19 protein-coding genes are annotated in these 21039 nt (G+C 69.8%); 10 read left to right on the forward strand and 9 right to left on the reverse strand.

Annotated elements, in window-relative coordinates; all coding sequences use genetic code 11:
- Positions 1-262: 262 nt before the first annotated feature.
- On the forward strand, positions 263-1258 hold the full coding sequence (locus ABNQ39_RS21535) for a bile acid:sodium symporter family protein (protein ID WP_376960364.1): 996 nt from the start codon (positions 263-265) through the stop codon (positions 1256-1258).
- Positions 1259-1274: 16 nt separating this feature from the next.
- Here ABNQ39_RS21535 and ABNQ39_RS21540 read toward each other — a convergent pair whose 3' ends face one another.
- The gene (locus ABNQ39_RS21540) at positions 1275-2729 is read right to left on the reverse strand and encodes a hypothetical protein (RefSeq protein ID WP_376960366.1); all 1455 of its coding nucleotides are present in this window, start codon (positions 2727-2729) and stop codon (positions 1275-1277) included.
- Positions 2726-3832 (reverse strand): hypothetical protein, encoded by a 1107-nt coding sequence (locus tag ABNQ39_RS21545; protein WP_376960368.1) that lies wholly within the window; start codon positions 3830-3832, stop codon positions 2726-2728. The genes ABNQ39_RS21540 and ABNQ39_RS21545 overlap by 4 nt, the downstream gene beginning before the upstream one ends.
- 399 nt (positions 3833-4231) lie before the next feature.
- Between ABNQ39_RS21545 and ABNQ39_RS21550 the strand changes: the two genes are divergently transcribed.
- Entirely contained in the window at positions 4232-4636 is a 405-nt protein-coding gene (locus tag ABNQ39_RS21550) for a 6,7-dimethyl-8-ribityllumazine synthase (protein WP_098737077.1), read from the forward strand.
- A 79-nt stretch (positions 4637-4715) separates the two neighbouring features.
- On the opposite strand, the gene ABNQ39_RS21555 is transcribed toward ABNQ39_RS21550, so the two are convergent.
- Positions 4716-5939 carry a benzoate/H(+) symporter BenE family transporter gene (locus ABNQ39_RS21555; RefSeq protein ID WP_376960370.1) on the reverse strand — a complete coding sequence of 408 codons (1224 nt, stop codon included), beginning with the start codon at positions 5937-5939 and terminating at the stop codon, positions 4716-4718.
- A gap of 94 nt (positions 5940-6033) precedes the next feature.
- Between ABNQ39_RS21555 and ABNQ39_RS21560 the strand changes: the two genes are divergently transcribed.
- Entirely contained in the window at positions 6034-6732 is a 699-nt protein-coding gene (locus ABNQ39_RS21560) for a GntR family transcriptional regulator (protein ID WP_376960372.1), read from the forward strand.
- A gap of 28 nt (positions 6733-6760) precedes the next feature.
- Here the strand turns inward: ABNQ39_RS21560 and ABNQ39_RS21565 are convergent, their stop codons facing one another.
- Together ABNQ39_RS21565 and ABNQ39_RS21570 are read right to left on the reverse strand one after the other, a co-directional pair.
- Positions 6761-9157 (reverse strand): PAS domain-containing hybrid sensor histidine kinase/response regulator, encoded by a 2397-nt coding sequence (locus ABNQ39_RS21565; RefSeq protein ID WP_376960374.1) that lies wholly within the window; start codon positions 9155-9157, stop codon positions 6761-6763.
- Between the two features lie 183 nt (positions 9158-9340).
- Entirely contained in the window at positions 9341-10240 is a 900-nt protein-coding gene (locus tag ABNQ39_RS21570; protein ID WP_376960376.1) for a LysR family transcriptional regulator, read from the reverse strand.
- 75 nt (positions 10241-10315) lie between these two features.
- Between ABNQ39_RS21570 and ABNQ39_RS21575 the strand changes: the two genes are divergently transcribed.
- Both ABNQ39_RS21575 and ABNQ39_RS21580 read left to right on the forward strand, forming a co-directional pair.
- Complete coding sequence (locus tag ABNQ39_RS21575) at positions 10316-11569, forward strand: MFS transporter (protein ID WP_376960378.1); 1254 nt, start codon at positions 10316-10318, stop codon at positions 11567-11569.
- A gap of 5 nt (positions 11570-11574) precedes the next feature.
- Positions 11575-12120 (forward strand): GNAT family N-acetyltransferase, encoded by a 546-nt coding sequence (locus ABNQ39_RS21580; protein WP_376960380.1) that lies wholly within the window; start codon positions 11575-11577, stop codon positions 12118-12120.
- Positions 12121-12132: 12 nt separating this feature from the next.
- Here the strand turns inward: ABNQ39_RS21580 and ABNQ39_RS21585 are convergent, their stop codons facing one another.
- From ABNQ39_RS21585 to ABNQ39_RS21595, 3 genes are all read right to left on the reverse strand, one after another.
- Complete coding sequence (locus ABNQ39_RS21585) at positions 12133-12384, reverse strand: hypothetical protein (protein ID WP_376960382.1); 252 nt, start codon at positions 12382-12384, stop codon at positions 12133-12135.
- Between the two features lie 178 nt (positions 12385-12562).
- On the reverse strand, positions 12563-12766 hold the full coding sequence (locus ABNQ39_RS21590) for a YgaP family membrane protein (RefSeq protein WP_376960384.1): 204 nt from the start codon (positions 12764-12766) through the stop codon (positions 12563-12565).
- A complete protein-coding gene (locus ABNQ39_RS21595) occupies positions 12763-13110 on the reverse strand; it encodes an ArsR/SmtB family transcription factor (RefSeq protein ID WP_428846406.1) in 348 nt (115 codons plus the stop codon). Before ABNQ39_RS21595 ends, ABNQ39_RS21590 begins: the two co-directional genes overlap by 4 nt.
- 72 nt (positions 13111-13182) lie before the next feature.
- On the opposite strand from ABNQ39_RS21595, the gene ABNQ39_RS21600 reads away from it, so the two are divergent.
- Both ABNQ39_RS21600 and ABNQ39_RS21605 read left to right on the forward strand, forming a co-directional pair.
- A complete protein-coding gene (locus ABNQ39_RS21600; RefSeq protein WP_376960388.1) occupies positions 13183-14250 on the forward strand; it encodes an efflux RND transporter periplasmic adaptor subunit in 1068 nt (355 codons plus the stop codon).
- Positions 14247-17510 (forward strand): efflux RND transporter permease subunit, encoded by a 3264-nt coding sequence (locus ABNQ39_RS21605; RefSeq protein WP_376960390.1) that lies wholly within the window; start codon positions 14247-14249, stop codon positions 17508-17510. Before ABNQ39_RS21600 ends, ABNQ39_RS21605 begins: the two co-directional genes overlap by 4 nt.
- 9 nt (positions 17511-17519) lie before the next feature.
- Here ABNQ39_RS21605 and ABNQ39_RS21610 read toward each other — a convergent pair whose 3' ends face one another.
- Positions 17520-18296, reverse strand: coding sequence for an SDR family NAD(P)-dependent oxidoreductase (locus ABNQ39_RS21610; protein WP_376960392.1), 777 nt, complete (start codon positions 18294-18296; stop codon positions 17520-17522).
- A 280-nt stretch (positions 18297-18576) separates the two neighbouring features.
- Between ABNQ39_RS21610 and ABNQ39_RS21615 the strand changes: the two genes are divergently transcribed.
- Genes ABNQ39_RS21615 through ABNQ39_RS21625 form a run of 3 tightly spaced genes read left to right on the forward strand, consistent with a single transcriptional unit; the run spans position 18577 to position 21024 of the window.
- Positions 18577-19410 (forward strand): IclR family transcriptional regulator, encoded by an 834-nt coding sequence (locus tag ABNQ39_RS21615; RefSeq protein ID WP_428846407.1) that lies wholly within the window; start codon positions 18577-18579, stop codon positions 19408-19410.
- Positions 19374-20381 (forward strand): 2-dehydro-3-deoxygalactonokinase, encoded by a 1008-nt coding sequence (locus tag ABNQ39_RS21620; protein WP_376960394.1) that lies wholly within the window; start codon positions 19374-19376, stop codon positions 20379-20381. Before ABNQ39_RS21615 ends, ABNQ39_RS21620 begins: the two co-directional genes overlap by 37 nt.
- Positions 20374-21024, forward strand: a complete 651-nt coding sequence (locus ABNQ39_RS21625) for a 2-dehydro-3-deoxy-6-phosphogalactonate aldolase (protein ID WP_376960396.1) — start codon at positions 20374-20376, stop codon at positions 21022-21024. The genes ABNQ39_RS21620 and ABNQ39_RS21625 overlap by 8 nt, the downstream gene beginning before the upstream one ends.
- The last annotated feature ends 15 nt before the right edge of the window (positions 21025-21039 follow it).

A 21039-nucleotide genomic window follows, 5' to 3' on the forward strand; every position in this document is an offset into this window, starting at 1 on the left:
CCATACGTTACCGTATGGCAGTGCGGCTGGCAAGGGGGTTGCTGAGTGGATCGAAAAGCCGTTCCGGGTCAGCCGTTTGGCCGCCCAAGAGGGAGCATCAGCGTTTCCGCATCGTGGAATCCACAAGGGGCAGCCCGATTTTCCCCAATCGTTTCAAGGCTGCCATGCATGTTGGATACTGTATTCCAGAGCGGCGAAGGCGATTATAACGGGAGCCGACGCGTTATATCCGGCCAGTGATATCGATTTGGGGGACCAACGAATGATCCGCGTGCCTCGGCCCAACATGGACGGCTTCACCATGGCCCTGGTGGCGACCGTCGGGCTGGCGACCGTGCTTCCGGTACAGGGGCAGTTCGCCCAGGGTGTGCACTGGCTGGCGGAGGCGGCCATCGCGCTGCTGTTCTTTTTGCACGGCGCCCGCCTGCCGCGGGAAGAGGTGGTGGCGGGCATGGCGCACTGGCGCCTGCACCTGCTGATCTTCAGCCTGACCTTCGCCGCCTTCCCGCTGATCGGCTGGGCGGTGGTGGAAACGCTGCCGCACAGCCTGCTGCCGCCGGCCGTCGCCATCGGCGTGCAGTTCCTCTGCCTGCTGCCCTCCACCGTTCAGTCCTCCATCGCCTTCACCTCGATGGCGCGAGGCAACGTGGCGGCGGCGGTGTGCAGTTCCACCCTGTCCAACATCTCCGGCATCCTGATGACGCCGCTGCTGGTGGCGCTGTTCCTGAAGGTGCAGGGATCGGCGCTGTCGCTCGACACCTTGCAGACCATCGCGGCGCAGCTTCTGCTGCCCTTCGTCGCCGGCCAGCTGCTGCGGCGCTGGATCGGCGCCTGGGCGGCCCGGCACAAGACGATGCTGCGCTTCACCGATCGCGGTTCGATCCTGCTGGTCGTCTATCTCGCCTTCAGCGAGGCGGTGGTGAACGGGCTGTGGCATCAGGTGCCGCCGTCCGCACTGGGCATGGTGGTGGTGATCGACTGCGCCATCCTGGCGGTCTTCCTGGTCGGCACGACGCTGCTGAGCCGCCGCCTGGGCTTTTCCCGCGCCGACGAGGCCGTGATCGTCTTCTGCGGATCGAAGAAGTCGCTGGTCAGCGGCGTGCCGATGGCCGGCGTGCTGTTCGCCCCCGCCACCGCCGGGCTGGTGCTGCTGCCGGTGATGGTGTTCCACCAGATCCAGTTGATGGTCGGCGCCGTCCTGGCCCGCCGCTATGCCGAGGAGAACGAGGCGCGGGACGCCCTGCCGGCGACCTCGTGAGGAAGCGGGGGGCGCGCTACTCCTCCGTGAACTCTCCCGTCGCGGCCATGATGGCGGTACGGAGCCGGTCGGCCTTGGCGGGACCGGCGACCAGCTCCAGCAGGCGCAGGGCGTAGAACAGGTTCATCTCCGCCGTCTCGGCATCGTCCGGGTCGCCGGCCGCCTTGGGATAGTCCGCCAGCAGCGCCTGCGCCCGCGCCATCAGCCCCTTCTCCATCGATGCCATCGTGTCCTTCAGCGGCTCGTGCAGGCCGAGCGCGCCGGCCAGCCCCTCGCAGCGGCGCAGCGCGCGGGCGTGATCCTCGGCAGCGGCCTGGGCGTCCTCGTCCACCGGGGCGGGACGGCCATTCGCGGCGGGGGACGGGACGGCGGTCAGGATGCCGGCGGGCGCGGTGTCCAGAACGGCACCGGACACCATGGTCCGCACCGTCGCCTTCACCGCGTCCAGCCGCTCGCGATAGAGCGGGTCGGCCCGGACATCCATGACGGCGGCGGTGGTGTCGATGCTGGCGACCAGCCGCTCGGCAATGGCGATGGCCTCTTCCGGAGCGATGGCGACGGCGGCTTCGCCCTGCCCGGCGCTGTGGCCAGTGCCGCCGCCTTTGCCGCCGCCTTTGCTTTCGAGGCGGGCCGAGCGCTCCTCCAGATTGGTGACGACCAGACCGCTCAGCTGGGCGAAGATCGCCGGCTGTTCGCGCCGCGCCTTGCCCAAATCCAGATCGTTCAGCACCGTCAGCAGGTCCGCCGGGTTCGCCATGCGCGAGGCGGCGACCAGCAGCAGGTAATAGACCAGCCCGGCCGATTGCCGCGCCACCGCCTGGGCCGCCTGCTCGATGGCGTCCACATGGATGTCGTCCAGCGCGGCCAACGGCCTCGGCGCCAGCGCGTCCTTCAACGATTCGATTGTCAGCCCGATCTCTAGGAAGGCGGCGACGTCCAGCAGCTGCCGCCGCATCTCCTCGTCGCCCTGCAGGACGCGCCACGGCGGCTGGCCGCCGGTGTCCTGCTCCCCAGCGCCCCCGACAGCGCCCCGTATGGCCTGGGCCGCCATCGGCCACAGCCGGCGCCCGATGTTGCGCAGGGCGTTGAGATTGCCGGGCGCCGTCTCCTGCACCTGCCGGTCGAGTTGGTCGATCAGGGCGCGGTCGCCGCACTCCGTCACCAGCCGCCACACCGGGTCGATCACCCGCCGTTCGATGCGGCCCACCGGCACGTCGAGGCCGCTGAAGCTTTCCAGCACATCCTCGAACGGCATGCACAGCACGCGTTTCAGCGTCGGCCGGCGGTTCGGGCGCACCTGGACCAGCCGCGGGCGGATGGCGGCGAAGGTCTGGCGCACCTCGGGATGGTCGCGCACCCGCTCCAGCAGGCGGACCACCTCGATGAACTTGTCCTCGGGAATGTCGAACAGCCGGTTCTCCAGCCCCGGCAGGCGGTCGCCCCCGCCCTGCCCGTCCGCCGGTCCGGTCATGGGGCGCGGGCCTTCACCGCCTCGATCCGGCGGATGGTGTCGATGTCCATCTGGCCGGTGCGCCAATCCTCCAGCATGCGGACGGAACGGCGGTGGGCGGTCTTGACCTGCTTGGCATCCTCGACGAAATCGCGGCTGGATTCCCGGCGGGGCAGCAGCGGCAGGATGCGGAAGAGGTCGTTGACGGTGGCGGCCTGCTGGTGGCGGTCCTCGGGCTGCGCCACCTCCCATGCCCCGGTGATGTGGCTCCAGCCGTCGAGCAGCCATGCCATGCGGGCGGCCTGGGTGCGGACGCGGATGAAGGCGTCGTCCCAGTCGCGCATCAGCGGCCCGATGGCCTCGATGCGGCGGTGGAAATCGCCCAGCACCTTTTCGCCGATGGCGATGGTGTGCTGCGCCACCTCCGCGCAGAACTCCGCGACCGGGGCGGCGTCACTCGGCACGTCGCGCGCCCAGTCCATCATGCCGTCGCGGAAGAGCTTCAGGTCGTTCAGCCCGCGCGTCAGCCGGCCCGGCCGGGGCGAGTGCGCCAGCCCCACCGGTGCCGTGACCGCGGCAATGTCGGCCAGCCGGGCATAGAGCAGCGTCGCGTCCATGCGCAGACTTTCCGCCGCGCGGGTCATCAGCTGCCGGGTCAGGCGCTGGCCCTCGTCGGTGTCGATGCCGGCCTTCAGCATCTCCGGCGATTCCAGCCCCACCGCCTTCAGGATCGACAGGATCAGCAGATAATGGGTGAGGGTGCCCTGCTCGTCATCCTCGTCCAGCGCGCGGCGGGCGGCCTGCGCCGCCTTCGGCCCGGCGAGCCCGCGCCGCGCCGCCTTCAGCGTCGCCCGGCGGATCTCGTAGGGAGAGCAGGCCTCCTCCTTCACGATCAGGTCGTGCAGGTAACGGTCGTGCATGGTCATCGACACCATGTCCGGCACCGCTTTCCAGGCGACGACATAGATGCCCATGCCCTGCGACAGGCTGGGGATCAGCACTTCGAGCTTCGACCGTTCGCCGCGGCGCACGCGGGTCTGGGACAGCAGCGGCGTGGTGAAGGCCACCGCGGCCCCCCGCTCCTCGAAGGTCGACGGCGCGTATTCGATCGCACCTTTCAACATGATTGCCGTTCCGGATTCGCCTGATCGCTCTGCCGGCACCACTGCGGGCCCGTTGGCCGGACCCCGCGATTGCGCCACGCTCCATTATTACATGGTCGTAAGAAATGCCGCGGCGACCAATTTGTTCTGAATTGTAGCGCCATGCGACGGCCTGTCGCGGTTGGCAACAGCGTGCACGACGAAAGCGGGCCTATCCATAAGGTTTGTCCCCGATCTGCTTTCCGGACGCTTGGACATCACCGCAAAGCGGCGCGTTTCTCCCAGGTAACTTTATAAAGCCGGACGGAAATCTCCGTGCCGCCGCCCGCCTTCCGGATGCCGCGCGACGGCCCTTGCGCTTTGCGCGGCGACGCGACAGTTTGGACGGACGTTACACCGCGATCATGGGAGAAGCAGAGGGTGAGCAACATCGGCATCGTGCTCGGACGGTTCCACCGCAAAGAGGTGGAAGAGATGCTGGACGAGGCGCGCACCGTCGCCGCCAGCCGCGGCCTCGGCATCGTGGCGGAGGTCTGGGTTCCCGGTTCGATGGAAAAGCCGCTGGCGATCAAGCGCCTGCTGATGCGCGAGGACGTCGCCGGCGCGGTCGCGCTGGGCATCATCGAGCGGGGCGAGACCGAACATGGCAACGTCATGGGCCATGCGGTCATCGGCAGCCTGATCGACCTGCAGCTCCAGTTCATGAAGCCGGTCGGCGTCGGAATCCTCGGGCCGGGCATCAACCCGTCGCAGATCCTGCCGCGCATCCGCCCCTACGCCGCCGCCGCGGTGAACGCCTGCGCCGACCTGATCGAACAGGGCTGAAGATCGGCGTCTCTCGGCCGTCATCCACGCTTCGCGGGGATGACGGCCAATAAAGCCTCTGAAACCTCCGACCCCGGTCTCACGCTTTGGTGGGGCGCCACCGGTGCAGCACATGCATCGCCCCGCCGAACAGCAGGCCCCAGAAGGCCGATCCGACCCCGAAGAAGGACAGGCCGGACGCGGTCACCAGCAGGGTGACCAGGGCGGGGATGCGCTCCTCCTCCGCCTGGACCGCCGCCAGCAGCGAACCGCCGAAGGCACCGATCAGCGCCAGACCGGCCACCGCCTCGATCAGGATCGGCGGCGAGCGGGTGACCAGCGTGGCGGTGACCGCCGCCAGCGCCGTCAGCGCGATGTAGCCGACACCGCCGGTGACGGCGGCCTGCCAGCGCCGCTCCGGCCTCGGGTCGGCATCGGGGCCGGCGCACATCGCCGCGGTGATCGCCGCCAGATTGACCGTCGGCGCTCCCAGCGGCGCCGTCAGGGCCGAGGCGAAGCCGGTCGCCAGGAAGGCCGGGGGCACCCGCGGCGTGTAGCCGAAGGTCGCCAGCACCGCCAGACCGGGGATGTTCTGCGACGCCATGGTGACGACGAACAGCGGTAGGGCCAGCCCGACCAGCGCCTCCCAGGTGAAGGCCGGGGCGACCAGCGACAGGGTCGGCCAGGGGTCGGCCGGCAACGCGCCCGACACCGGCGGGTTCATCGCCATCGCCGCCAGCGCCACCGCGACCGCCGCCGGCACCGCATAGAGCCGGGCGAAGCGTCCGACGATTGCCCAGGTCGCCAGCACCAGCAGGCCCAGCCCCGGCGCCTGCCCGATCGCCATGAAGGGCGCCAGGCACAGTTTCAGCAGAAGCCCGGCCAGCATGCCGTTGGCGAGCGGCTTCGGGATCGCCGCGATCCAGCGGCCGAGCGGCCGCCACAGCCCCGCCACCATGATGAGCGCGCCGACCGTCAGGAAGGCCCCCACCGCCGCCGGAAAGCCGCCGGCCACCGGCCCGGTCGCCGCCAGCAGCGCCATGCCCGGCGTCGTCCAGGCGACGCTGATCGGCTTGCGTTGCGTCCAGGCCAGCCAGATCGCCGACAGCCCCATGGAAAAGCCGACGGCCACCAGCCCGGAGGTGATCTGCGCCGTGTCCGCCCCGACCGCCGCCAGCCCCTGGATCACCACCGCGACCGAACTGGCATAGCCGACCAGCGCCACCAGACCGCCGGTGGCGAGCGCCGAGGGCGACAGGCCGCGGCCCCCCGGAGCTGTGGGCGCGTCGGAAACGCTCTGGTCGGCGGATGACGAGCCGGTCATGGCCGGTCCTTTCGCATGCATGGACAGGAGAGGATCCGACAGGTAAATTGGATCCAATATCCAGGCAAGCGGTTTTCTCACTTTTCAGGTCCCCATGTCCCAACCATCCGACAGACAGGCTCCCGATCTGGCCGTGCTGATCGCGCGCAACCGGCCGCGCTTCCGCACCGCGACCGAATTCGTCGAGGCAGCGATGCGCGAGGCGATCCTGGAGGGGGTGCTTCCGGCCGGCGCCCCGCTGCGCCAGGAGGATCTCGCCGCCGCCTTCGGCGTCAGCCGCATGCCGGTGCGCGAAGCCCTGCGCCAGCTGGAGGCCCGCGCGCTGGTGGAGTTCCATCCCCACCGGGGCGCGGTGGTGGCGGAGATCTCGGCGGAGGATTCGGCGGACATCGGCGCCATCCGGGCGGCGATGGAGCCGGCGGCCCTGCGGCTGTCGCTGCCGCATCTGACGGCGGACGACCTCGCCCTGGCGGCGGAACTGATCGCCGAGATGGATGCGGAGGCCGATCCCGGCCGCATGGGGGAGCTGAACCGGCGCTTCCACATGACGCTCTATTCCCGCGCCGGCCGGCCGCGCCTGCTGGCGCTGGTGGAACAGCATCTCTCCGCCGCCGACCGCTATCTGCGCTTCCAGTTCTCGGCGCTGGGCTACCATCCCCGCTCCCAGGACGAGCATCACGCCCTGCTGGCGGCCTGCCGTGCCGGCGATGCGGACGCCGCCTGCGACATCGTCGTGCGCCACGTCATCCAGGCGGGCGAGCAGCTGAGCGCCTTCCTGGACGGGCGGGGGTGAGGTTGGCGGGGATGGCGCCTTGCCTCTCCTACGGCGCGCCCAGCAGTTCGCCCAGCGCGTGGCTGAGCTGGCGCGGGGTCACCGGCTTGTGGATGATGCCGAGCCCATGGGCGGCGGCGTCGCGCTCGCACTCGGGACCGGTCTCGCCGGTCAGGATCAGGCCGGGGACCGGCGCGCTGCCGGGATCGTCGTACAGCGCGCGGATGCGGGCGACCGCCTCGGTGCCATAGCGCCCTTCGCGCAGCCGGTAATCGGCGACGATCAGGTCGGGGCGGCGGCCCATGCGGCTCAACCCCTCCACCGCCTTCTGGGCGGAGCCGGCGACCAGCACCTGATAGCCCCATTCGCGGAAGATCGTCTCCAGCCCCAGCAGAACGATGGCGTCGTCGTCGACCACCACGGCGAAGCGGCCGCGGCCGACAGTCGCCGCCTCCGCCGCGGTCACCGGCGTCTCGACCTTGCGGCCGAGCGGCAGGGCGATGACGAAGCTGGTCCCCTGCCCCGGCTTCGACGTGACGTCCACCGGATGGTTCAGCAGCAGCGACAGCCGCCGCACGATGGCCAGCCCAAGCCCAAGCCCGCGGTTGCGGTCGCGCTCCGGGTTGCCGACCTGATGGAACTCCTCCCAGATACTTTCCAGATGGTCGGAGGGAATGCCGATGCCGGTGTCGCGCACCTCGATCAGCAGCCGCCCGCCGGCCCGCCGGCATTCGATGTCGATCCGCCCGCTTTCGGTATAGCGCAGGGCGTTCTCCACCAGATTGCGCACCATGCGGGTCAGCAGGGTGCGGTCGGTCCGGGCCGCGGCGTTGCAGGACAGGACGTGCAGTTCCAGCCCCTTGGCCGCCGCCACCGGTCGGTAGGAGGCGGCGATGTGGTCGAACAGCGGGGCGACCGGCACATTCTCGATGTTGGGCTGGACCACGCCGGCATCCAGCCGCGACATGTCGAGCAGGCTGTCCAGCAGTTCCTTCAGCGCATCCAGCCCGCGGCCCAGATGCATCAGCGCGGTGGCGCCCTGGCTGCCCTGGACATGCGGCTTCAGCACGTCGACGAACAGCAGCAGCGCCTGCAACGGCTGGCGCAGGTCGTGGCTGGCGGCGGCCAGGAACTTGCCCTTGGCGAGGTCGGCGGCCTCCGCCGTTTCCTTCGCCTGCAACAGCGCCTGCTGCGCCTGACGGCGGGCGGTGATGTCCCGGAAATAGACGGACAGCCCATTGGCGTTGGGATAGATGCTGATCTCCACCCAGTCTCCCAGGATGGGGGAGAGAACCTCGATGGTCATCTCCCGCCCTTCGCGCACCGCCTGCTTCTGCGCCTCGAAGGCTTCGCTGCCCACCACCTTGGGGAAGGCTTCCCAGACGCGGCGGCCTAGGAGAGTCTCGCGCGACCGCCGCCACAGCTGCTCGGCCTTGCGGTTGATGTAGGTGAAGCGCCAGTCATGGTCTACGGCATAGAAGGCGTCACTGATGCTCTCCAGAATCTTCACCGCCCGCTCGTGCGAGGCGTGGGCCTCCTCCTCCGCCCGCTTGCGCATGGTGATGTCGCGGAAGAAGCAGCCCACCCCCTCCGCCGTCGGCAGGAAGCGGATCTCCAGCCACAGGGTGGTGCCTTCGCCGTCGAAGCGCTTTTCCATGCTGGTCGGCTGCCGTTCCGTCATCGTCCTGCGGCACAGCGCCTCCAGGTCCGATCCGGCAAGCTGCGGCCACACCTCCCACAGGCGGCGGCCGCGCATCGCCGACAGCGACTGGCGGTCGAGCTGTTCGGCGCTGCGGTTCTGGTAGATCACGCGGTACTCGCCGTCCAGCGCCACCAGCGCCTCGTCAATGCTGTCGAGGATGTCGGTCGCGCGCCGGCGCACGTCGGCAATCGCCTCCTCCATCCGCCGCTCGTCGGACCGGTCATGCAGGATCCACAGGAATCCCTCCTCGTCGCCCTGGAGCGGCAGGACGGTCAGCGCAGCCCAGACGGCGAAGCCGTCCCGGTGGCAGAAGGAACGCTCCTCCTGGATGCGGCCCTCGGCCAGCGCGCGGACCCGCAGGGCGTCGGGCGCGCTGGAGGCGACCTCTTCCGCCGGGAACAGGATGTCGACCGGCTGCCCTCTCGCCTCCTCCTCGCTCCAGCCCAGGATGCGGACGGCGCCAGGGTTCCAGCTGGTTATCCGGCCGTCCGGCGCCAGGGTCAGGATGGCATGGCCGATGGCGCTGTCGAGGATCGCGCGCAGCCGCCTCTCGCTGTCGGCATGGGCGGCTCGGCTGCGCTCCAGCGCATTGAAAGCGGTGCGCAAATCCTCGTTCAGCGCCGTGACCGTCAGCAGGTCGTCGCGGCCGCTGTAGGCGGTGGACAGCGCCGACTGGAGCCGGGCGTTCTCCCGTTCAAGCTCCTCCAGCCTTGCCAGCAGTTCCGCGTCTGGTCGGGCAGGCAAATCCGGCCCGGCTCCCGTTCGGTTATCGGCGGGCTCGTTCGGGACGGACGGCTGTTTGGTCATAGGCGCCCAAAGAAAAACGAAACGCTCATTCGTCGAGAGTGCGCAATGCCCAAAGCCGCTGTAAACCTTCCAAAAGCAATATTCCGGACGATTGCGATGTCCGAAATGCAAACGATGTCGTTACCGCATATCGGTGATTGCCTTCACCATTGCCCGCACGCCGGCATCGAGCACTTTGTCACGCCGCAACACCAACCCAAGGGTGCGGATCAATGGCGGCGTCAGAGCTTGTACTGCGAACCGGTCGCAATCCTGCGGCCCCGCCACGGTGACCGACGGCAGGATCGACCGGCCGAGCCCGGCGGCGACGAGGTTCTTGATCGCCTCCACATTGCCCAACTCCATCGATGGGCGCGGCTGGATGCCGCCGGCCATGAACCAGCCGTCGATCACCGCCCGCATGGTCCCGCCGCGCTCGTAAAGGATCAGCGTTTCGTCCGCCAGCGCCGCCGGAGCGACTTCCGGGGCGACGGCCCGCTCCGTTAGCGCCGCGCCGCCGCGGGGGCCGACACAGACCAGTTCCTCGGCGCAGACCGGCTCGATGGACAGGCCGGGGCGGCCGGCCGGCAGAGTGACCAGCGCCAGATCTAGCGTTCCACCCTCCACCGCATCCAGGATGTCCGGCGTGTTGCCGGTGACGACGATGATCTCCAGCCCGGGATGGGCGCTGCGCAGGGCGGTCAGGATCGGCGGCAGGCGGTAGATGCAGGCGGTGGCCCCGGTGCCGATGCGCACGCGCCCGACCTGCCCGGCACGGTGGCGGCCCATGGCGGCCGATGCCGCCTCCATCTCCTCGCGCAGGCGGCGGATGAAGGGCAGGAGGTCGCGGCCGGCCGCGGTCGGCAGGGCGCGCTTGCCCACCCGCTCCACCAGCCGCACGCCGAAGCGCTCCTCCAGATTGCGGATCTGCATGCTGACCGCCGGCTGGGTCAGGCCGAGCCGGCCGGCGGCTTCGGTGAAGCCGCCATGTTCGACGACGGTCGCAAAGGTGATGAGCTGGTCGAGGTTCAGGCCGCGCATACCCCTAGTCTTCCTTATGATTTCGATCAGATCAATAAATTTGCCTTTTCCCCGGCGGTCCGCGACGGTGTGGGCATGACGACCGCCGCCATCGCCACTCCCGCCCCTGCCCCTGCTGAAGCGCCCCGGCCGATCTGGTTCGTGCTGCTCTGCGCCAGCCGCTTCGCCACCTCGCTGTCCTTCATGGTCTATGCCGGCGCGCTCGTGCCCGCGATGCAGGCCTGGGGCATGTCGGCGGGAGAGGCCGGGTCGATCCAGACCGCCTTCAACGTCGGCTACGCCCTGTCGCTGGTGGGCTCCTCCTGGTTCGCCGACAGCCTTGGCGCCAGGCGCGTCTTCCTGTGGGCGAGCTGGGCGACGGCGCTGACCGGTATCGCCTTCGCCGTCTTCGCCCGCTCGGCGGAAAGCGGACTGCTGCTGTTCGCGCTGATGGGGCTGACCCAGGGCGGCACCTATGCCCCCTCCATCATGCTGGTGGCGCAAGGCGTGCCGGCGGACCGGCGCGGTGCTGCGGTGGGCTGGCTGCTGGCGGCGGGGTCGCTCGGCTATTTCGCCTCCATCGCGCTCGCCGCCGGGCTGGCCGAGCGGTTCGGCTACGAGGCCGCCTTCATCGCCTGCGGGCTGGGACCGCTGCTGGCGGCGCTGCTCGCCACGCCGGGGCTGCTCGGACGGCCCAATCTGGTGGCGGGCGGGGGGGCGCGCCGGCTGCGCGGCGCCTTCCGGTTCCTGTCCGACCGCCGGTCCTTCCTGCTGACCGCCGGCTACACCGCCCATTGCTGGGAACTGCTGGGCATGTGGGCGTGGCTGCCGGCCTTCCTGACCGCCAGTCTGGCCGGCGCCGGCGGCGACGGGGCGGGCATGCGCGGGCTGTGGATCGCCGGTGCCATCCATATCTCGGGCTTCCTGTCGTCGCTGCTGATGGGACGCGCATCCGACCGGCTGGGCCGGCGGGCAGTGCTGGTGGCGATGGGCGCGCTGGGCGCCGCCTGCTCCTTCGCCATCGGCTGGATGGACGGGATGCCGCTGGCCCTGGTCCTGGCGGTGGCGGCGCTCTACGGCTTCTCCGCGCTGGGCGACTCCCCCGTGCTGTCGACGGCGATGACCGAATCGGTCGAACCGGGCAGCCTGGGGGCGGCGCTCGCCGTCCGCTCCATCCTGGGCTTCGGCGCCGGAGGTGCGGCGCCGCTGGCGGTCGGCCTGGTGCTTGATCGGGCCGGCGGCGCAGCCGGTGCCGGCTGGGGCTGGGGTTTCGCGCTTCTCGGCGTCGGCGGCGGGTTGGCGACCGTCTGCGCCCTTCTTCTTCCCGCCGACCGTCCTGACCGGAGTTGATTCACATGGTCTCCATTGCCGGGCCCGCCATCACCGTGCGGGCATCCGCCGACGCCGACATTCCCGCCATCACCGCCCTTTACGCCCGCCATGTGCTGCACGGCACCGCCTCGTTCGAGGAGGTTCCGCCGGACGAGGCCGAGATCGCCCGCCGCCGCGCCGACATTCTGGGGCGCGGGCTGCCCTATCTGGCGGCGGAGTGCGAGGGACGGCTGGTCGGCTATGCCTATGCCGGCCTGTACCGCACCCGCAGCGCCTACCGCTTCACGCTGGAGAATTCCGTCTATGTCGCCGACGGCATGGGCCGGCGCGGCATCGGCCGGGCGCTGATGGACCCGTTGATCGAGATGTGCGAGGCGGCGGGCTACCGCCGGATGATCGCGGCAATCGGCGACAGCGCCAACCACGGCTCCATCGGCCTGCACAGCGCCTGCGGCTTCCGTCCTGTCGGCATCCTGCCCGCCGTGGGCTTCAAGTTCGGCCGCTGGCTGGACGGCGTTCTGATGGAACGGCCGCTCGGCGACGGGAGCGACAGCCCGCCGGCCGGCTGACCGGAACCCCGGTCAGTCGGCCCCCAGCAGCTCGTCCGGGCGCGGGCTGGGCGCCTTCGCCATCGGCACCGTCCGCGGCAGCTCCACGCCGGGCAACTGCCAGTCCATCGGCGGTGCCGATCCCGGCGTCGGCCGGTACTGGTCCAGAACCGCCAGCAGGGTCAGCAGCGCCAGGGCCAGCGCGACCACCAGCAGCCGGCGGTCCACCCCGGCCATCGGGCCTTTGCCATCGGCTTCGGCGTTGTCGCGATCCAGCAGGGCCATGTTCCGTCCTCCCGTCCTCTCGTCCTCCGTGTCTGGGACAAGCTTGATCGATGCGGCGGAACGTCACAATGTGGCTTTGCCGCAGTCTGCCTTCGGTTCAGGCGAAGGCAGACTGCGGCCTCAGGACCTATGCGGATCGGCATTCAACCGGGGCGGCGTTACGAGGGTCCGTCCCCGCTCAGGTGAAGGCGGCGCCCGCCCTGGCGCCCAGCCGCTTGAGGACGACCGCCAGCGGGCAGAAGCCGGTGAAGGCGGCCTGCAACAGGTTGGCGCCGACGAAGGCGGTCAGCCACAGCCACTGCGGGCTGTGCAGCTGCGTCAAGGCCAGGCTCAGCAGGACGACGGCCCCGGCGAAGGCCATCACGATGCGGTCGATGCTCATGTCGATGTCTCCCGATGCAAGGATTGGTTCGAAGACGGAGGATTCTCCGGCGAAGGATCGCAATACAGCCCCGCCAGCACCTCGATCACGGCGGCGGCCTCGGCGCTGGCCAGCCTGTAGAAGATCGTCAGCCCGTCGCGCCGGGTCCACACGAGGCCTTCGGCATGCAGCCTTGCCAAATGCTGCGACAAGGCCGACTGGCTGAGCCCGACCGCGTCCGCGAGGTCGCCGACGCAGAGTTCCCCGCGCCCCAGCAGGCAGAGGATGGACAGGCGCCGTTCGTTGGCCAGCGCCTTCAGCAGGCGCGCCGCCGAGCTCACATGGCTGCGGTCCAATTCATTCATTGACACTAAATTAGATTATTCTTAATTAATGGTCAAGAGGTAGTTCATCCATCCCAGTCAAGGTAGCCCGTCATGCCCCGCCGACCCGCAGGCCTCGCTCTGGCCGCGACGCTCCTGTTCGCCACCGGTCCGCTGTCCGGCGCGCTGGCCCAGGCTGACGCCGACACCGGCCGGCTCACCGTGCGCGCCCGTGCGGTGGAGGATCTGAAGGCCGTCTTCGCCACCGTGGAAAGCGTCCACGAGACGCTGGCGCGCACCCGCATCGGCGGCACCATCGCCGATCTGACGGCAAAGGAAGGGGACAAGGTCAGCATGGGTCAGGTCGTTGCCACCGTGCATGACCCGAAGCTGCCGCTGCAACTGGCGGCGCTGGATGCGCGCATCCAGGCGCTCCAGGCGCAGCAGCATCAGGCCGGCCTGGAACTGGACCGCGCCCGGCAGCTGCGGGCGAGCGGAACGGGGACGCAGCAGCGGCTCGACGACGCGCAGTCCGCCGTGGACGTGGCCCGCGCCCAGATCGCCGCCATGACGGCGGAGCGTGCGGTGGTGGAGCAGCAGTTGCGCGAGGGCGCGGTGTCGGCCCCCGCCAACGGCCGCATCCTCCAGGTCAAGGTCATCGACGGCGCCGTGGTGATGCCCGGCGAGACCGTCGCCAGCATCGCGACGGAAACCTATGTGCTGCGCCTGCGCCTGCCCGAACGCCACGCCCGCTTCATGCACGAGGGCGACCCGGTGCTGGTCGGCGACCGCGGCCTCGCCCCGGTCGCGCCGCCCGGCGGCGAGGCCGCGCAGGACGCGAAGCCACTCGACCTCAAGCGCGGCACCGTCCGTCAGGTCTATCCGGAGATGTCCGGCGGACAGGTGGTGGCAGACGCCACGGTGAGCGGGCTCGGCGACTTCTTCGTGGGCGAACGCGTGCGCGTCTACGTCGCCACCGGCACGCGGCAGGCGTTCGTCATTCCGCCCGACTATGTCCTGCGCCGCTTCGGCACCGACTTCGTAAGGCTGGCCGACGGGACGGAGGCGCCGGTCCAGGTCGGCGGTCCGATCCCCAGGGTCGGCGACCAGCTCGGCGGGATCGAGGTGCTGTCCGGCCTGAGGCCCGGCGACGTGATCGTCCGCCCGGACGGTGCGCGATGAGACTCGGTCTCTCCGGGGTGCTGACGCGGACCTTCATCCGCTCGCCCCTCACCCCGCTTCTGCTGCTGGCCTCGCTGGTGGTCGGCACGGTCGCCCTGCTCTCGCTGCCGCGGGAGGAGGAGCCGCAGATCAGCGTGCCGATGGTGGACATCCTGGTTCGCGCCGACGGGCTGAAGGCGGACGACGCGGTCGAGCTGGTGACCAAGCCGCTGGAGGAGATCGTCAAGGGCATCGACGGGGTCGAGCACACCTACAGCCAGACCCTGGACGACCGGGTGGTCGTCACCGCCCGTTTCCTCGTCGGCACCTCGGCGGACGAGGCGATCCTGCGCGTGCACGAGAAGGTGCGGGCCAACCTGAACCGCATCCCGCTCGGCATTCCGGAGCCGCTGATCGTCGGGCGCGGCATCAACGACGTGGCGATCCTGACCCTGACGCTGGCCCCCAGGCCGGACGCGGCGTCGCGCTGGACCGACACCGCTCTGTATGGCGTGGCGGACGAGCTGCTCGCCCAACTGGTGCAGGTGGAGGATGTCGGCCGCAGCGTCATCGTCGGCGGCCGTCCCGACCAGATCCGGGTGGAACCGGATCCGGAGCGGCTGGCGCTGTTCGGCGTCACGCTCAACCAGCTTGTCGACAAGGTGAAAAGCGCCAACCGGTCCTTCATGGTCGGCTCGGTGCGCACCCAGGGCGGCAGCCTGCCGGCGCTGGCCGGCCAGACGCTCCAGGGGACTGCCGACATCGGCCTGCTGCTGGTCACCGCCCGCGACGGCCGCCCGGTCTATGTCAAGGATGTGGCCGACATCGTGATGGGCGCGCGGCCGGACGACAGCACGGCCTGGAACCTGCTGCCCAACGGCAAGGGCGGGCTGGTCCAGACGCCGGCAGTCACCATCGCCATCGCCAAGCGCGCCGGGGCCAATGCGGTGACCATCGCCGGGCGCGTTCTGGAGCGCGTGCAGGCCATCCAGGCCGGATCGCTGCCCAGGGACCTGACGCTGACCGTCACCCGCAACTATGGCGAGACGGCGGACGAGAAGGTCAACGAACTGCTGTTCCATCTGGCGCTCGCCACCGTGACCATCGTCGCGCTGATCGTGCTGGCGATCGGCTGGCGCGAGGGCATGGTGACGCTGATCGTCATCCCGACCACCATCCTGCTGACCATGTTCGCGTCCTGGCTGATGGGCTACACCATCAACCGCGTCAGCCTGTTCGCGCTGATCTTCTCCATCGGCATCCTGGTGGACGACGCCATCGTCGTGGTGGAGAACATCGACCGCCACTGGTCGATGCGCGACGGCCGCAGCAAGGTCCAGGCCGCCGTCGAAGCGGTCGCGGAGGTCGGCAACCCGACCGTCGTCGCCACCCTGGCGGTGATCGCCGCGCTGCTGCCGATGATGTTCGTGTCCGGCCTGATGGGCCCCTACATGAGCCCGATCCCGGCCAACGCATCGGCCGCCATGGTTTTCAGCTTCTTCGTCGCCATGGTGCTGACCCCCTGGCTGATGGTGAAGCTGCGGCCGGGCGAGGCCCCGGCCGGGCACGGCAATGAGCATGGCATCGAACAGGGCGGCGGGCATGGTGGTCTGCTGGGCCGCCTGTATCTCTCCGTCGCGCGCCCGGTCATCCGCAGCAGGCGCCGGGCCTGGATTTTCCTGCTCGTGGTCGGCTTGGCGACGCTGGCCTCGACGGCGCTGTTCTACACCAAGGACGTGGCGGTCAAGCTGCTGCCCTTCGACAACAAGTCGGAACTCCAGGTCGTCGTCGACCTGCCGCGCGGCGCGGCACAGGAGGATACCGGGCGCGTGCTGCTGGCCGCCGCGCGGAAGATCGCCGACCTGCCCGAACTGGCGAGCGTCCAGGCCTATGGCGGCACCGCCTCGCCCTTCAACTTCAACGGTCTGGTGCGCCATTACTATCTGCGCGACCAGCCGGAGCAGGGCGACCTGCAAGTCAACCTCGCCCCCAAGGGCGAGCGCCGGCGCAGCAGCCACGACATCGCGCTCGACATCCGGGCGCGGCTGAGGGATCTGGCGGTTCCCGACGGCACCTCCATCAAGGTCGTCGAGGTGCCGCCCGGCCCGCCGGTGCTCTCCACCCTGCTGGTCGAGGTCTATGGCCCCGATGCGGAGACGCGGCGCAAGGCGACGGGCATCGTCCGGGACGCCTTCCGCAGCGTGGACTTCATCGTCGATGTGGACGACACCGTCCGCCCGCCCGGCGAGCGGCTGCGCTTCGCGCTGGACCGCGAGAGCCTGGAGTTCCACGGCGTTGAGGAGCAGGCGGTCTATGACACGTTGCAGGCGCTGGTCAGCGGCGTGCCGGTCGGCTACTCGCATCGCGGGGCCGGACGCACCCCCATCGAGATATCGGTGCGGCTGCCGAAGTCGGGCCTGTTCCTGTCGGAGCGCATCCTGGCGACACCGGTGCCCGGCGCCCGCGGCACGGTCGAGTTGGGCGACCTCGTCACCATGACGCGGGAACCGGCCTCCTATCCGCTGTTCCGCCGCAACGGCCGCTTCGCCGAGATGGTGATGGCCGATCTCGCCGGACGCTACGAGGCGCCGGTCTACGGCATGCTGGCGGTGCAGGAGCGGCTGAAACGGATCGACTGGAAAGCCGCCGGGCTCACAGCGGCGCCTGACATCCTGCTGCATGGACAACCCGACGACCAGAGCAAACCCGCGCTGCTGTGGGAGGGCGAGTGGGAGATCACCTACGTCACCTTCCGCGACATGGGGGCCGCCTTCGCGGTGGCGATCCTCGGCATCTATCTGCTGGTGGTCGCGCAGTTCGGCAGCTTCACGCTGCCGCTGGTGATCCTGGTGCCGGTGCCGCTGACCCTGATCGGCATCGTGGCAGGACACTGGCTGTTCGGGGCCGCCTTCACCGCGACCTCGATGATCGGCTTCATCGCCCTGGCGGGCATCATCGTGCGCAATTCCATCCTGCTGGTGGACTTCATCCGCCATCTTCGCGACCGCGGGCTGCCGGTGCGGGAGGCCGTCCTGGAGGCCGGGGCGATCCGCTTCAAGCCGATCCTGCTGACGGCGGTGGCGGCGATGATCGGCGCCGCCTTCATCCTGACCGACCCCATCTTCCAGGGGCTGGCGATCTCGCTGCTGTTCGGCCTGCTCAGTTCGACGCTGCTGACCGTTCTGGTCATCCCGGCGATCTACGTCGTGCTGCGCGACGATGCCCCTGCCCTGCCGGCCCGGAGCGGCCGATTGGCCGAAACTTCGGACCGGAGGGAGTAACCAGCCGGCTCAGGGCATGTACTGGCCGCCGTTGACGTCGAGGATCTGTCCGGTGATGTAGCCGCTGCAAGCGTGCGAGGCGAAGAACAGGAAGGTCGGCGCGCATTCCTCCGGCTTGCCGAAGCGTCCCATCGGGAAGCCGGCGCCGATGCGGGCCTTGGTGTCCGTGTCCTTGTCGGCGTGGAAGGCGGTGTCGAAGGTGCCGGGCGACACCGTGTTGAAGCGGATGCCGTCCTTCGTGTGGAAGGCCACCCAGTTCTTCTGGATGTTGTGCAGCCACGCCTTCGCCGCACCGTACAGCCCGGCGCCGGGGCCGCCGCCGGTGTAGCCGGCGACCGAGCCGACCAGGATCACCGACGCGGTGGTGCCGCTCTGCGTGGCGGACGCCTTCAGGTGCGGCAGCGCGTATTTGGTGACCATCAGGGCGGAGCGTGCGTTCAGGTCGGTCACCGCGTCGAAGAATTCGTCGTCGATCTCCTCCAGCGGCTTGCGCGCGACCAGACCGCCCGCATTGTTGATCAGCACGTCGATGCCGCCGAAGCGGGCGACGAAATCCTCGACCAGACGCCTGGCCCCCTCGCTGGACGACACGTCGCCGGGCAGGAAGGCGACCTCGCCGTCCAGCGCGTTCAGCCGGTCCAGCGTGGAGTCGAGGTCGGCCGGCGCCTTGCGGCCGTTCATGCCGACCAGCGCGCCGTGGCGGGCGAACGCCTCGACCGCCGCCAGACCGATTCCCTGGCTCGACCCCGTCACCAGAACGCGCCGGCCTTTCAGATCACCGAACATGCGTGAGCCCTTCCTTCCCTCGTGTTGAAAACCGCGGAGCGCGGGACGGCCGGCATACTGCGCGGCCAATGTCTCAAATATTGAGATGTCATTCTCAATATCGCTTGGATGTTAGGGGTGAAGAGTGGGCCGGTCAAGATTGGCCGTGTCGGCAGGTCATATTGCCTTCTTTATAAATGTCTCACTATGTGGCATCATCTATGTTGGATTTGACAACATACAACGCGGCCACTAAGGTCCCGTCATCGAGGCGACACGAATGCCCACCAGAGCCGATCCCATGACCCAGCCTGCTGACGCGATCGACCCGGCCACGCCCGAAAGGCGGCAGGCCGCCGGAACGCAGACCCTGCTCCGCGGGCTGGCGGCGATCGAGTGCGTGGCGACCGGCACGACCGAGGTGAAGGGCATCGCGGCCCGGCTGAACACGCCGCGCAGCACCGTCCACCGCATGCTGAACAGCCTGGTGGCGGAGGGGTACCTGCACCATGTCCCCTACAAGGGCTATCTGCTGGGACCGAAGCTGATCGAACTCGGCATGAAGGCGCTGGAGCAGCGGCCGCTGGTGGCGCTGGCCCGGCCCCACATCGAGGCGCTGGCCCAGCGCACCGGCGACACCGTCCATCTCGGCGTGGTCGACGGCGACGAGGTCTTCTATCTCGACAAGATTCCGAGCACGCGCGGGCTGGAGATGCGCTCTCGCGTCGGCCTGCGCATGCCGCTGGCCTCGACCGGCATCGGCAAGGCGCTGATGCTGGGGATGCCGCCGTCGCGCTGGCGCGCGCTGCACGACGCGGTGGCGACGGCGCCGGACACGGTGGGCGGACGGCCCGGACCGTTGCCCTGGCCGAAATACGAAAAGCTGATGGCGGGCTTCCTGCGGCGGGATTGGGTGCTCGACTTGGAAGAGAACGAGATCGGCGTCCGCTGCGTCGGCGCGCCGGTGCGCGACATCAGCAATCAGGTGGTCGCCGCCATCAGCGTGGCGAGCGCGGTGCCCTACATGCCGGACGAACGGATGGCTGAACTCGGACCGGTCGTCCGCGCGGCGGCCGACGCGATATCGAAGGAATTGGGATGGAAACAGGACGGAAGCGCGACGGGGCGGCCCTGATCGCGCTGGACTGGGGCACCTCCAGTCTGCGCGGATTCCTCATGGACGGCGCCGGCACGGTGCTGGAGCAGCGCGCCAACGCGCACGGCATCCAGAATCTGCCGCAACCCGGCCTGCCCGGCTTCGAGCAGGCCTTCGCCGAGCTGTGCGGCGACTGGCTGGCCGGCAATCCGGGCGTCCCGGTGGTCGCTGGCGGCATGGTCGGCAGCGCCCAGGGCTGGGCCGAGGCGCCCTATGTCGCCTGCCCGGCCGACACCAGCACGCTCGCCGGCCAAGCCATCGCGGTGGACAGTGCCGCCGGTGTCCGCATCCTGATCGCCCCCGGCGTCACCTACGCCCCGCCCGACGCGCCGCCCGACATCCTGCGCGGCGAGGAAATCCAGATCGCCGGCGTGCTGGCCGACCGCCCCGACTGGGCGCGCGAGGCCTGCATGGTGCTGCCCGGCACCCATTCCAAATGGGTGCAGATCCAGGACGGGCGGATGACTCGTTTCGCCACCTACATGACCGGCGAGCTGTTCGCCGTGCTGACCAAGCACTCGATCCTGGGCCGTCTGATGCCGGTGGATGTTGAGGCCGATGCGGACGCCCGCGACGCGGCCTTCGCCGACGGCGTGCGGGCGGCGCAGGCCAGCGGGCCGGGAGACCTGACGCACCAGATCTTCGCCGCGCGCACGCTCGGCATCACCCGCCGCATGGCGCCGGAATTGCTGAAGGATTTCCTGTCCGGCCTGCTGATCGGGCACGAGATGGTCTCCGGCCTCACCCGGATGGGGGCGGCGCTGGGCAGCGGCCGGCCGCTGCTGCTGATCGGCGACGGCATGCTGTGCCGCCGCTACGTCCAGGGCCTGGCCCTGCTGGGCATCGAGCCCACCGCCCGGCTCGAGAACACCGCGCCCAAGGGGCTGTTCCAGTTCGCCATCGCCGCCGGCCTGATCGCGCCGCCGGCCGGAAAGGACACTCATGTCTGATGAAAGCCTGAAGGCCCGGCTCGACGCCGCCTTCGCCGCCCTGCCGCTGGTCGCCATCCTGCGCGGCCTGAAGCCCGTCGAATGCGAGGACGCCGCCCGCGCTCTCTATGACCGCGGCTTCCGGCTGATCGAGGTACCGCTGAACTCGCCGGAGCCGTTCGACAGCATCGCCGCCATCCGCCGCATCCTGCCGCAGGATGCGCTGGTCGGCGCCGGCACCGTGCTGGAGGTGGCGCAGGTCGCCCGCCTCAAGGAGATCGGCGCCGATCTGGTGGTGATGCCGCATGCCGACACCGCGGTGATCCGCGCCGCCAAGGCCGCCGGTCTGGCCTGCGTTCCCGGCGTCGCCACGGCGACCGAGGCCTTCGCCGCGCTGGCGGCCGGCGCCGACGCGCTGAAGCTGTTCCCGGCCGAGCAGATCAACCCGACCATCGTCAAGGCGATCCGCACCGTGCTGCCGGCCGGCACCCGGCTGCTGCCGGTGGGCGGCATCTCTCCCGACACCATGGCCCCCTTCCTGGAGGTCGGCGTCGCCGGCTTCGGACTGGGATCGGCGCTCTACAAGCCGGGCATGACCGCCGCCGAGATCGCCGGGCGGGCCGAGGCCTTCGTCGCGTCCTGGAAAGCGCTCAACCCGCGCTGACCCGCTTTTCTTTTC

Source organism: Azospirillum sp. A26 (assembly GCF_042604635.1).
Classification (GTDB): Bacteria; Pseudomonadota; Alphaproteobacteria; order Azospirillales; family Azospirillaceae; genus Azospirillum; species Azospirillum palustre.